Annotated in this window: 10 protein-coding genes; 8 read left to right on the forward strand and 2 right to left on the reverse strand. The window is 73.2% G+C overall.

The genetic code is table 11. The features are described 5' to 3' along the window. Positions 1-17: 17 nt before the first annotated feature. The 8 genes from IE124_RS21985 (at position 18) to IE124_RS22020 (ending at position 10,488) form a co-directional block, all read left to right on the forward strand. A complete protein-coding gene (locus IE124_RS21985) occupies positions 18-674 on the forward strand; it encodes a hypothetical protein (RefSeq protein ID WP_189509611.1) in 657 nt (218 codons plus the stop codon). 198 nt (positions 675-872) lie between these two features. After that, positions 873-1,502, forward strand: a complete 630-nt coding sequence (locus IE124_RS21990; RefSeq protein ID WP_189509612.1) for a TetR/AcrR family transcriptional regulator — start codon at positions 873-875, stop codon at positions 1,500-1,502. A 111-nt stretch (positions 1,503-1,613) separates the two neighbouring features. Then, on the forward strand, positions 1,614-3,818 hold the full coding sequence (locus IE124_RS21995; RefSeq protein ID WP_189509613.1) for a molybdopterin-dependent oxidoreductase: 2,205 nt from the start codon (positions 1,614-1,616) through the stop codon (positions 3,816-3,818). 119 nt (positions 3,819-3,937) lie between these two features. After that, positions 3,938-5,437 carry a CitMHS family transporter gene (locus IE124_RS22000; protein ID WP_189509614.1) on the forward strand — a complete coding sequence of 500 codons (1,500 nt, stop codon included), beginning with the start codon at positions 3,938-3,940 and terminating at the stop codon, positions 5,435-5,437. A 176-nt stretch (positions 5,438-5,613) separates the two neighbouring features. Beyond that, positions 5,614-6,285 carry a hypothetical protein gene (locus IE124_RS22005; RefSeq protein ID WP_189509615.1) on the forward strand — a complete coding sequence of 224 codons (672 nt, stop codon included), beginning with the start codon at positions 5,614-5,616 and terminating at the stop codon, positions 6,283-6,285. Continuing rightward, positions 6,272-7,054, forward strand: a complete 783-nt coding sequence (locus IE124_RS22010) for a class F sortase (RefSeq protein WP_189509616.1) — start codon at positions 6,272-6,274, stop codon at positions 7,052-7,054. Before IE124_RS22005 ends, IE124_RS22010 begins: the two co-directional genes overlap by 14 nt. Before the next feature lie 756 nt (positions 7,055-7,810). Beyond that, positions 7,811-9,202 carry an aldehyde dehydrogenase family protein gene (locus IE124_RS22015; RefSeq protein WP_189509617.1) on the forward strand — a complete coding sequence of 464 codons (1,392 nt, stop codon included), beginning with the start codon at positions 7,811-7,813 and terminating at the stop codon, positions 9,200-9,202. A 203-nt stretch (positions 9,203-9,405) separates the two neighbouring features. Next, positions 9,406-10,488, forward strand: coding sequence for a Zn-dependent alcohol dehydrogenase (locus tag IE124_RS22020; RefSeq protein WP_189509727.1), 1,083 nt, complete (start codon positions 9,406-9,408; stop codon positions 10,486-10,488). A 129-nt stretch (positions 10,489-10,617) separates the two neighbouring features. Here the strand turns inward: IE124_RS22020 and IE124_RS22025 are convergent, their stop codons facing one another. Continuing rightward, a complete protein-coding gene (locus IE124_RS22025) occupies positions 10,618-11,379 on the reverse strand; it encodes a DsbA family oxidoreductase (RefSeq protein WP_189509618.1) in 762 nt (253 codons plus the stop codon). Between the two features lie 39 nt (positions 11,380-11,418). Next, positions 11,419-12,219, reverse strand: a complete 801-nt coding sequence (locus IE124_RS22030) for an oxygen-binding di-iron domain-containing protein (protein WP_189509619.1) — start codon at positions 12,217-12,219, stop codon at positions 11,419-11,421. Between the last annotated feature and the right edge of the window lie 43 nt (positions 12,220-12,262).

Below are 12,262 nucleotides of genomic sequence, written 5' to 3' on the forward strand. Positions count from 1 at the left end.
GGACAGGAGAAGGAAACATGGCACAGCCACACCGGCACCTCGGAGTCGACATCGGGCTCAGCGGGCTGATCAAGTGGATCCGCTACCCAGCGGTCGACAGCGAGACCGCCGGCCTGGACGTCGTCGGAAGCGTCGCTGACCGGTACGACGGGGCGTTCGCCCACCAGCTCCTGCGGGACTGTCTTGCCCTCCTGGACTCACCTCTGTCCGGCCGGGACGTCGAGATCCTGTGGCTGGCGGGGACGTTCCGGGAGTTCGACCTGGAACGCCTCGGTATCGACGGCCGGGTGTGGTTGCGCCGGATCGCGGACGTCTGCACCGACAGGATCCGGTCCGACGACCCCTTCTTCGTCCCTGCCGCCTCGTCGGCGGCGGACGACAAGGCGAAGGAGGCGGTCGCCGCCGAGGTCGGATCGGTCGGACCCGCCCTGGAGGAGGCCACGGCCCGTCATGCCTACAGCCCGCTCGACGGTGTCGTACCCGCCCTGCTGCTGGCCGTGGACGTCGATCCGGACCTCGCGTTCCGGCTGCTGCTCAGGGCTCTGAAGGGGTACTTCGTACCGATCGGCGAGGCCAGGTACGAGCGGTACCTCGCGCTGGGGGACGAGCTCGGCCTCGGCGAGGACGTCGTCGACGACGGGGACTTCAACGTCTGGCCGGATCTCGCGGACTGAGGCGTCACAGGGCTCACAGGCAGCACAGGGCTCACAGGTGCCACGGACGCCACGAAGATCCCTGACGTGCCACAGAAGGGCACCCACGGGTGGGGCGCTCCTCGTCATGAGGGGCGCCCTTGGCGGTGGTGGGGCGCGGAAGCGCCCGTGGTGTCGGTGGGACCCGCTCCCGCACGGACGAGCCGGGGGCGCGGCATCATGGTCCTCGTGCCCCAGACCAGCCCGAACACCACACAGCGGCTCCGCCGCACCCCCGTGCAGCAGCGGAGCGCCGAGCGGCTCGCCCGGATCCTCGACACCTGCGCCGAACTCCTCGACGAGACCGGCTACGAGCAGCTGAGCACCCGCGCCGTCGCCGCCCGCGCCGGCGTCCCCATCGGCTCCGTCTACCGCTTCTTCGACAACAAGCGGGCCATGGTCGCGGCGCTCGCCCACCGCAACCTCGACCGGTACGCCGAGCGGATCTCCGCCCACCTCGACGCCACCGCGGAGCCCGACCCCCACGCCGCCATCGACGGTGTCCTCGACGAGTTCATCACCATGAAGCGGACCGTCCCCGGCTTCGCCCTCGTCGACTTCGGTGTGCCCTCCACCGAGGAGACCGGCGAGGACCCCAACGCCCTGGTCGCCGAGCGGATCTGCGACCTGCTCGCGGCCCACCTCGGCCGCCCCGCCGACGAGACGCTGCGCCGCAAGGTCCGCGTCGGTGTCGAGACCGCCGACACCCTGGTCAGGCTCGCCTTCCGCACCGACCCCGAAGGCGATCCCGCCGTCATCGACGAGACGCGGGAGCTCCTTCACGCCTATCTCGCGCCCTCCCTGTCGTGACCGGCCCCGCCGAACCCGTCCCGTCGTGACCCTCCCGGCCATGCCTACCGGTCGGTATGCTCACGGCGGGCCGATGCCCCGGCCCCGACCGTCGGCCTCCCGGGAGACGCCATGTCCACCGCCCCGCGCATCTGCCCCCTCTGCGAAGCGACCTGCGGACTGACCCTGACGCTCGACGGGCCCCGGGTCACCGGGGCCCGCGGCGACCGGGACGACGTCTTCAGCCAGGGGTTCATCTGCCCCAAGGGCGCCGCCTTTCCGGAGGTCGACGCCGATCCGGACCGGCTGCGCGGACCCTTGGTGCGGAAGGGCGGCCTCCTCCAGGAGGCCACCTGGGAGGAGGCGTTCGACACCATCGCCGCCCGGATCCGGCCGCTGATCGAGGAGTACGGGCCCGACTCCGTGGGTATCGTCCTCGGCAACCCCAACGTGCACACGATGGCCGGCGCCCTCTATCCGCCCCTCCTCATCGGCGCCCTGCGCACGCGGAACCTCTTCACCGCGTCCACGCTCGACCAGATGCCCAAGCACGTCTCCAGCGGCCTGCTGTTCGGAGACCCCTTCGCCGTGCCCGTCCCGGACCTCGACCGCACCCACCACCTCCTGATCCTCGGCGCCAACCCGCTGGACTCCAACGGCAGCCTGTGCACCGCCCCCGACTTCCCCGGCCGGCTCAAGGCGCTCCGGCGGCGCGGCGGCACCCTCACCGTCGTCGACCCCCGGCGCACCCGTACCGCACGCCTCGCCGACCGCCACGTCGCCATCCGCCCCGGAGCCGACGCGCTCCTCCTCGCCGCCCTCGTCCACACCCTCTTCGAGGAGGGCCTCACCGACCTCGGACCGCTCGCCGCCCAGGTCGAAGGCGTCGAGGAGGTACGGGCCGCGGTCGCGGAGTTCAGCCCCGAGGCCGTCGCCGCCGCCTGCGACGTGGACGCCGACACCGTCCGCACCCTCGCCCGCGAACTGGCCGCGGCCCCCTCCGCGGCCGTCTACGGACGCATGGGCAGCTCCACCGTGGAGTACGGCACCCTCGGCAACTGGCTCGTCGACGTCCTCAACGTCCTCACCGGCAACCTCGACCGGCCCGGGGGCGCGCTCTTCCCGCTCTCCGCCACCGCACCCGCCCCCCGCCCGGCGGGCCCCGGCAGGGGCTTCGCCCTCGGCCGCCGCCACAGCCGGGTCTCGCACCACCCCGAGATCAAGGGGGAGCTGCCACTCGTCGCCCTCGCCGAGGAGATCGAGACTCCGGGGGAGGGCCGCATCCGGGCCCTCATCACCGTCGCGTCCAACCCCGTCCTCTCCGCCCCCGACGGCCGGCGGCTCGACGCGGCCCTCGGCTCCCTCGACCTCATGGTCGCCGTCGACCCGTACCTCAACGAGACCACCCGCCACGCCGACGTCCTCCTGCCCCCGCCGCCCCCCTCCCGGAGCGCCCACTTCGACTTCGCCTTCAACGGCTTCGCCGTCCGGGACCAGGTCCGCTACACCCCGGCGGCCCTCCCACTCGCAGCGGACGGCATGGACGAGTGCGAGATCCACGCCCGGCTGATCCTCGCCGTCTCGGGCATGCACGGCGCCCCGCCCTCCGCCGTCGACGAGCTCGCCGTCGAGACCACCCTCGCCAAGGCCGTCACCCAGGAACACTCACCGGCCTACGGCGCGGACCCCAAGGAGTTCGCCGGCCGGCTCACCGGAACCACCGGACCCGAGCGCCGGCTCGACCTGATGCTGCGCCTCGGCCCGTACGGACTCACCCTCGACGAACTGCGGGCACACCCGCACGGCATCGACCTCGGCCCGCTCAAGCCGCGCCTCCCGCAGGTCCTCAGGACCCGCAGCGGCCGGATCGAACTCCTTCCCGCGCCCCTCGCCGCCGACCTGCCCCGGCTGCGCGCCGCGCTGCACGCCGTACCGGCCCCGGGCACTCTCCAGCTCGTCGGCCGCAGGCACCTGCGCTCCAACAACAGCTGGCTGCACAACACCCCCGCCCTGGGCGGCGGCTCCAACCGCTGCACCCTCCAGGTCCACCCCGAGGACGCGGACCGGCTGCGGCTCGTCGACGGCGACGTCGCCAGGGTCACCGGCGAGGGCGGCGCGCTCGACGTGCCCGTGGAGGTCACCGACGGGGTGCGCCCCGGAGTGGTGAGCCTCCCGCACGGCTGGGGCCACGACCGGCCCGGCACCCGGCTCGCCGTCGCGTCCGCGCGCCCCGGCGTCAACGTCAACCAGCTCCTCGACGGCTCCCGGATCGACCCCCTCTCCGGCACGGCCGTCCTCAACGGCTTCCCCGTCGATGTGGCACCCACCCCGTTGTGACCTGGGGTTTTGCTCGTATTGCTCACGCAGCAACGTCTTGTTAACGGCAGAAGAGGACACCTACCGTCATCCGGACCGCCGCTCGGCGGCAGTTCAAGGGTGAACGTGAGGTGTCCTCCATGCTGACCGTCCTCGGCTTCGCCATGATCGCGACCTTCCTGGTCCTGATCATGATGAAGAAGATGTCGCCGATCGCGGCGCTCGTGCTGATCCCCGCGCTGTTCTGCGTCGCGGTGGGGCAGGGGGCCCAGCTCGGCGACTACGTCATCGAGGGGGTCGGCAAGCTGGCGCCGACCGCCGCGATGCTGATGTTCGCGATCGTCTACTTCGGCGTCATGATCGACGTCGGTCTCTTCGACCCGATCGTCCGGGCCATCCTGCGCTTCTGCAAGGCCGACCCGGTCCGCGTCGTCGTGGGCACGGCGGTGCTCGCCGCCATCGTCTCCCTGGACGGCGACGGCTCCACCACCTTCATGATCACCGTCTCGGCGATGTATCCGCTCTACAAGCGGCTCGGCATGAGCCTGGTCGTCATGACGGGTGTCGCCGCCACCGCCAACGGCGTCATGAACACCCTGCCCTGGGGCGGCCCCACGGCCCGCGCCGCGACCGCGCTGAAGCTGGACGCCGCCGACATCTTCGTACCGATGATCCCCGCGCTCGGGATGGGCCTGCTCTTCGTCTTCGCCCTCGCCTACGTCCTCGGGCGCCGCGAGCGCAGGCGCATCGGCTACCTCACGCTCGACGAGGCCCTGGGGCCGGAGACCGAGACCGTGCTGGTCGCGGCGGGCGGCGGCACGGGCGTGGGCGTGGGCAAGGGCACGGGCACGGGCACGATGCAGAAGTCGGTCGGCGGCTCCACCGGGAGCGCCGCCGGTAGCGCCGACGAGTGCGCCGCCGGTAGCGCCGACGAGTGCGCCGCCGGGGGCGCGGGCGGAAGCGTGGGCGAGAGCGTGGGAGCGGCTGACGACGAGGGCTTCCAGGGGCTCGACCCGAACCGCCCGACCCTCCGTCCCAAGCTGTACTGGTTCAACGCCGGCCTCACCGTCGTGCTGCTCACCGCGATGATCCTGGAACTCCTGCCGATCCCGGTCCTGTTCCTCCTCGGCGCCGCTCTCGCGCTCACCGTCAACTACCCGAACATGGCCGAGCAGAAGGCCCGGATCGCCGCCCACGCGGACAACGTCCTCAACGTCTCGGGCATGGTCTTCGCCGCGGCCGTCTTCACGGGCGTCCTCACCGGCACGGGCATGGTCGAGCACATGGCCGACTGGCTCGTCGGCGCCATCCCCGAGGGCATGGGGCCGCACATGGCCGTGGTCACCGGCGTCCTGAGCCTTCCGCTCACCTACTTCATGTCGAACGACGGCTTCTACTTCGGCGTCCTGCCGGTCCTCGCGGAGGCCGGCGCCGCCCACGGCGTGTCGCCCCTGGAGATCGCGCGGGCGTCGCTGGTCGGTCAGGCCCTGCACATGTCCAGCCCGCTGGTGCCGGCCGTGTACGTCCTCGTCGGCATGGCGAAGGTGGAGTTCGGCGACCACACCCGGTTCACGGTGAAGTGGGCGGCGCTGACCTCGCTGGTCGTGCTGGCGGCGGGAATCCTCTTCGGGATCATCTGAGCCGGGCTGCCCCGACCCGGCCCCGGTCCTGTGCGGCGACGGGGAGTGGGCCGGACGGGTGGAGCCGGAGGTCGGCACGGTCGAGTCGTCACCTTCTGTGCCCATGTCGTGACAGATAGTCGGATTATCGCAAATGCGCGTCCACTGTGCTCCCTCACGACTGGAGGACCTCCCTCATGGCGACTCCCCCCACCCGCACTCTTCTCCGCGCGGCGCTCGCCACCCTGGCGCTCGGCGGTGTGACCCTCGCCGGCGCCCCGGCGGCTTTCGCCGCCCCCGGTGACAACGGTGACGTAAAGGTCCATCGACAGGGCACCTCCGACACCAGCCAGGCCAACGAGCCTCAGGTCGGGTGCATCTTCCGCTTCGCGGCTTTCAACTTCGACGGACTGCAGAGCATCCAGTGGAACATCTATGAGCAGCCCGGCCAGCCAGGCAACCAGGACCCGTCGCTGAAGAACGGCAGCATCGCCGTCGACAGCAATGGTGACGGACACACGGACGACATCACCGGCCTGTCGTCCGGCATGTACAAGGTCGAATGGACGTGGGAGGGCCAGAGCGGCTCGGCGAAGTCCAAGGTCTTCCGGGTCAACTGCCCGACGCCGACGCCGACGCCCACCAACGGTAACGGCGGCCCCGGCGGCGGCCCCGGCGGGAACGGCGGCAACGGCCACGGCAAGCCGCCGCACGGCCCGGTAGGCGCGGGAGGCGGCGGCAGCGCGCCGATCGCCGCCGAGGACTCCTCGACCTTCGGTATCGGTGCGGCCGTCGCGGCGGGCCTCGCCGGCACGGCCGGACTGGTCATGATCCGTCGCTCGCGCCGCCGCGACAATGGCGCCGCGTAGGTCCCGTCCCACGTCCCGGCCCCGCTTCACGCGCCGGCAACGGCGACTCCTCCGGCTCGCCAGGACCGTCACGGTGACGTGCGTCCTGGTGACCGGGGGCGCCTGGTGGGCCGGGGACGGTGAACCGGCCGACCCGCCGCTCGCTGCCGGCCCGGCCGCACCCGGCCCGGCCGCCACACCCGGCTCGGCCGCGGCGGGTGCGGCGGCCGGTGCCCCGGCCTCCCTCGACCACAAGGCGAAGCCGAGGGCAGCCCCGAAGGCCACGCCCCGACCACCCCGGCCGGCGCCGCCCCCCGCGCCGCTGGCCCGTTCGCGCCCGACCACGCTCGCCGTCCCGGCCATCACCATCGAGGCCCCGGTCATCGACCTCGGCCTCGACCGTGCCGGGCGGCTCGACACCCCACCCGTCGACAACCCCCGGGTCGCCGGCTGGTACGCGAAGGGCGCCACCCCGGGGGAACGCGGGACCGCCGTCGTCGTCGGACACCGCGACACCCGCAGCGGGCCCGCCGTCTTCCTCAACCTCGACTCGCTCAGTCCGGGCAACACCGTCCGGGTCGCCCGGGCCGACGGCAGGGTCGCCGTCTTCACGGTCGACCGCGTCCGGACGTACGCCAAGGACGACTTCCCCGACAAGGAGGTGTACGGGGCCACAGGACGGCCCGAACTCCGGCTGCTCACCTGCGGCGGAGCCTTCGACAAGAGCAAGGGTTACGAGTCGAACATCGTCGTCTTCGCCCACCTCACCGACATCGACCGGACGATCTGACGATCCGGCCGACGGGCCCCAGCCGCGTCCGTCGCGCTCCCACGTCAGCCGTCCGGTCCTGCTCCGTCCGCCACCTACCTCCGTAGGCCGCCCTCCCCGCTCACGCGGGCCCCCGCCACCCGGCGGGCCCCCGCCACCCGGCGGGCCCCCGCTACCCGGCGGGCGCCCGCCGGGTACGGCAGTTCCTCCGCCAGGGCGGCCGCCCGGCCGAAACCCTCCGCCGCCTCCCGCTCCCCGGCCGATCGCCGTACGCCTCCGCGTGCCGCACCGCCCGGTCCGCCTGCCCGAACCGGCCCGCGACCCCCAGCGAAGTCGCCCGGGCGGCCCGCGACCCCTAGCGAGGTCGCCCGGGCGGCCCGCGCCCTGGCGAGCAGCCCGCACCGGTCCCGCCTGGGCCGCGTCGGCCACTTCCCGCGCGGCCACCGCCCCCTCCTCGTACCGCCGACGGCTAAGCAGGGCACCGCGCGTGCCAGGTGATGGGTACCGGTACCGATGAGCTCGGCGTACTGGCGGTCGGCGGTGTCGGGGCTGGGAAGGCAAGGCGCGGCTCGGCAAGGAGGCTTCCGCCAGTTCCGGTGGCGTACGGCTGTGCGCGGTGGCCGTGGACAGGGTGCGCGTCGGGGCGGCACGATCGGCGGGGAACTGAGACCCGGGGCACTCCCGTCGGCCCTGGCGCCAGAAAACTAACAGCGCTAGTTTGGGTCGCGACGGCGAACCGGTCGGTAACGTCCGGACGGCAACGTGAGGAGACAGCGGATGAAGGCCCACGACGCGATGTACATCGGCGGGGAGTGGCGCCCCGCCTCCTCGACGGAGACCGTCCCGGTGATCAACCCCGCGGACGAGCAGGTCATCGCCCATGTCCCGGCCGGCACCGCCGAGGACGTCGACGCCGCCGTGCGCGCCGCCCGCGCCGCGCTCCCCGGCTGGGCCTCCACCCCGCCCGCCGAGCGCGCCGCCCGCATCGCCGCCCTGCGCGACGCGCTCGCCGGCCGCGCGGAGGAGATCGCCGCCACCGTCACCGCCGAGCTCGGCGCCCCGCCGCAGCTCGCCGCCACCGTCCACGCCGGCCTGCCGGTCGTGGTCGCCGGCTCCTACGCCGAGCTCGCCGCCACCCACTCCTTCGAGGAGAAGGTCGGCAACTCCACCGTCTACGCCGAGCCGGTCGGCGTCGTCGCCGCGATCACCCCCTGGAACTACCCGCTCCACCAGATCGTCGCGAAGGTCGCCCCCGCGCTCGCCGCCGGCTGCACGACCGTCCTCAAGCCCGCCGAGGACACCCCGCTCACCGCCCAGCTCTTCGCCGAGGCCGTCCACGAGGCGGGCCTGCCGGCCGGTGTGTTCAACCTGGTCACCGGCCTCGGCCCGGTGGCGGGCCAGGCCCTCGCCGAGCACCCGGACGTCGACCTCGTCTCCTTCACCGGGTCCACCGCCGTCGGCCGCCGCATCGGCGCCCTCGCGGGCGGCGCCGTCAAGCGGGTCGCCCTCGAACTGGGCGGCAAGTCCGCCAACGTGATCCTGCCGAGCGCCGACCTCCCCAAGGCCGTTGCCGTCGGCATCGCCAACGTCATGTCCAACTCCGGCCAGACGTGCAGCGCCTGGACCCGGATGCTCGTCCCCGCCGAGCGGTACGAGGAGGCAGTGGCGCTCGCCGCCGAGGCCGTCGCCAAGTACGTCCCCGGCGAGCGCGTCGGCCCCCTCGTCAACGCCAGGCAGCGGGACCGCGTCCGCGGCTACATCGAGAAGGGCGTCGAGGAGGGCGCCCGGCTCGTCGCCGGCGGCCCCGAGGCCCCGCGTGAGACGGGCTACTACGTCTCCCCGACCATCTTCGCCGACGTCACCCCCGACATGACCATCGCCCGCGAGGAGATCTTCGGCCCGGTCGTCTCGATCATCCGGTACGAGGACGAGGCCGACGCCCTCGCCATCGCCAACGGCACCGAGTACGGCCTCGCCGGAGCCGTCTGGGGCGAGCCCGAGGAGGCCGTCGCCTTCGCCCGCCGCATGGAGACCGGCCAGGTCGACATCAACGGCGGCCGGTTCAACCCGCTGGCCCCCTTCGGCGGCTGGAAGCAGTCCGGCGTCGGCCGGGAGCTCGGCGCCCACGGCCTCGCCGAGTACCTCCAGACCAAGTCCCTCCAGTTCTAGGGCCTGTCCGGGAAGTCCAGCCTGGCCCGCGACGCCTGGCGCGCACGCTCTAGGGCCCTGTCCGACCGTTCCCGTCGGGTCCGTCCCGCGCGGCACGCACGCCGGCCGCACGGCGGCACGCCGATCGCACCGACCGAACGACCCGGCCTGTCCGACGCCCGTCGTCGGACAGGCCCCAGCCACGAGGAGCACCGCACGTGAGCCTGATCCGCGCCGCCGTCCTGCCCGCCGTCGGCTCCCCCCTGGAGATCACCGGCATCGAACTCCCCGAGCCCGGCCCCGGCCAGGTCCGGGTCCGGCTCGCCGCCGCCGGGGTCTGCCACTCCGACCTGTCTCTCTCCAACGGCACCATGCGCGTGCCGGTCCCGGCCGTCCTCGGCCACGAGGGCGCCGGCACCGTCGTCTCCGTCGGCGAAGGCGTCACGCACGTCGCCCCCGGCGACGGCGTCGTCCTCAACTGGGCGCCGTCCTGCGGACACTGCCACCCGTGCTCACTCGGTGAGGTCTGGCTCTGCGCCAACGCCCTCACCGGCTCCGCGAACCTCCACGCCCGCACCGAGGACGGCACCGAGCTCCACCCCGGACTCAACGTCGCAGCCTTCGCCGAGGAGACGGTCGTCGCCGCGAACTGCCTCCTGCCCGCCCCCGAAGGCGTACCGCTCACCGACGCCGCCCTGCTCGGCTGCGCCGTCCTCACCGGCTGGGGCGCCGTCCACCACTCCGCCCGGGTCCGGGAGGGCGAGACGGTCGCGGTCTTCGGCGTCGGCGGGGTCGGCCTCGCCACCCTCCAGGCCGCCCGGATTGCGGGCGCGTCCACGATCGTCGCGGTCGACGTCTCCCCGGAGAAGGAAGCCCTGGCGAGGGCGGCGGGCGCCACCGAGTACGTCGTCGCCTCCGAGACGACGGCGAAGGACATCCGGAAGCTGACGGGCGGCCAGGGCGTCGACGTGGCCGTCGAGTGCGTCGGCCGCGCCGTCACCATCCGCACCGCCTGGGACTCCACCCGGCGCGGCGGCCGCACCACGGTCGTCGGCATCGGCGGCAAGGACCAGCAGGTCACCTTCCACGCCCTGGAGCTCTTCCACTGGGGCCGCACCCTGGCCGGCTGCGTCTACGGCAACTCGAACCCCGCCGCCGACCTGCCGGTCCTCGCCGAGCACATCAGGGCGGGCCGCTTCGACCTCGGCGCGCTCGTCACCGAGCGGATCACCCTGGAAGGCATCCCGGCGGCCTTCGACAACATGCTCGCCGGCAAGGGCGGCCGGGCCCTGGTGGTCTTCCCCTGACGTACGGGCCGTACCGACCGGCCCCGCACCGCACCTCACGTGCGGCGCGGGGCCGCGCCCGTCACCGATCCGGACCGCAGCAGACGCCGACGTCCCAGGGGAGAGCGCCGCGCTTGACTCCGCGTTCGGCTACTCGGTGGCGGCCCGCAGCAGGATGTCCTCGTACACCTTCGGGTCGTCCGAGGCGATGACCGGCCAGCCGATGCCGTAGGCGCCCTCCCAGCCCACGTCGATGCCAGGGTTGGCATGGTCGGAGCCGTCGGGCAGGAACAGGTGCGGGCTGCAGTTCACCCGGTCGGTACGGGACACGGCTGCGTGCTCCGAGAGGGTCCGACGGGACCGGCCGTCGTCGAGCGCGGCGGCGAGGGCGTCGACGTCGACCGCGCCGCTGTCCCCGGCCACGTCGAGGATCACCTTGCGGTTGCTGATGCAGCGCGACTCGGCCCAGAAGGCCCGCCGCAGCCCGAGGTCGAGCTGTTCCGAGGCGTGAAGACCCTGCTCCTTCGCGGCGAGCACCGCCTCCAGGGCGGGCAGGGTCGTGGACGGGTAGAGCCAGTCCTTGGCCTGCCACAACTGCCAGCCGGCGGACGGCTCGAGGGCGGCCATCCGGGCGACCTCGCTGTCCGTGCCCGGGCGCGGGCTCGGGGCGTCGTTGAGCAGCTCCAGCGGGAAGGCGCGCAGGTCGAAGGAGACCTGCTCGGCCAGGCCCAGCCGGGCCCGGGTGGTGTGCAGGCGGTGGACGGCGATGTGCGCGAAGGAGCACCAGATGTCGGAGTAGACGGTGACGACACCGCGCGGCGGGGTCAGGGCGACGGTGGCCGGGTCGAAGGGGGCGGGGGCTCCGGACGCCGGTGCGACGGCGGCCGGTTCGGGGCTGATCGGGTCGGACATGGTTCTCCTCGGTTCGGGAAGCGGCCGGGCGGCGGGGCGTCAGCCGGTGGGCGACTCGTGGGCGTCGAGCGCGGCCTCCAGGTCGAGGTCGGCGCCGGGGAGCCAGGCGGGCAGGGAGGGGATACGGGCCATCGCCTCGAAGAGGCGTGGCACGCCGTCCTCGCGGACGGTCGGGCCGTGGGCGCTGAGCAGCCGCGCGGGACGCAGCGCGGCCAGCTCGCGTACGGGCCGCAGGAACTTTCCTTCGTCGGCCAGCGCGGTCCACGGGGCTATGGCGCGGTTCAGGACGTCGAATCCGTGGAGGAATTCCGCCTCGTCGAGATCGGCGAGGTCCCGGGCTGTTCCCTCGACCACGGTCCCGAAGCTGTCGGAGCTGTAGAGCGTGCCGTCGGAATGGTCGAACACCGCAAGGGTGCCGGGCGAATCGAAGGTGGGCGGCCGATGGAAACTCAGCTCCCGGTCACCGATCTTCACGCGGCTTCCCGGGTTCGCCGTCACCACCCGTTCCCGCGGAATGTCGAACTCTTCCGACAGTCGTGTCAGCGATATCGCGTGGGTGAGGACCTTCGCGCGCGGCGCGGCCTCCAGGACGCGGGCCAGGGCGCCGGTGTGGTCACGGTCGTCGTGCGTGACGACGACCCAGCGCAGATCGGCCGGATCGATCAGTGACCAGAGGGACTTGAGGAAGCCCTCCTGGTCGACGGGCATGCCGGTGTCGACGAGCATCGGCAGGTCCGACCGTACGAGGAAAGCGTGGACCGGCTGGTCTCCCAGGCCGGGTATGGGCAGCGCCGAGGGGAGGACGTGGATGTCCGGCCCTGCGGTGTAGGTGGCTTTCACGGCACATCCCTCGATCGGAGAGTCGGAAGGGTCGGGAGGGACG

Origin of the sequence: Streptomyces narbonensis, from assembly GCF_014649015.1 — a bacterium.
Classification (GTDB): Bacteria; Actinomycetota; Actinomycetes; order Streptomycetales; family Streptomycetaceae; genus Streptomyces; species Streptomyces narbonensis.

Excerpts from the sequence above, each read along its gene's own strand:
- IE124_RS21985 (WP_189509611.1), top strand. The coding sequence starts at position 18 with ATGGCACAGCCACACCGGCACCTCGGAGTCGACATCGGGCTCAGCGGG.
- IE124_RS21990 (WP_189509612.1), top strand. The coding sequence starts at position 873 with ATGGTCCTCGTGCCCCAGACCAGCCCGAACACCACACAGCGGCTCCGC.
- IE124_RS21995 (WP_189509613.1), top strand. The coding sequence starts at position 1,614 with ATGTCCACCGCCCCGCGCATCTGCCCCCTCTGCGAAGCGACCTGCGGA.
- IE124_RS22000 (WP_189509614.1), top strand. The coding sequence starts at position 3,938 with ATGCTGACCGTCCTCGGCTTCGCCATGATCGCGACCTTCCTGGTCCTG.
- IE124_RS22005 (WP_189509615.1), top strand. The coding sequence starts at position 5,614 with ATGGCGACTCCCCCCACCCGCACTCTTCTCCGCGCGGCGCTCGCCACC.
- IE124_RS22010 (WP_189509616.1), top strand. The coding sequence starts at position 6,272 with ATGGCGCCGCGTAGGTCCCGTCCCACGTCCCGGCCCCGCTTCACGCGC.
- IE124_RS22015 (WP_189509617.1), top strand. The coding sequence starts at position 7,811 with ATGAAGGCCCACGACGCGATGTACATCGGCGGGGAGTGGCGCCCCGCC.
- IE124_RS22025 (WP_189509618.1), bottom strand. The coding sequence starts at position 11,379 with ATGTCCGACCCGATCAGCCCCGAACCGGCCGCCGTCGCACCGGCGTCC.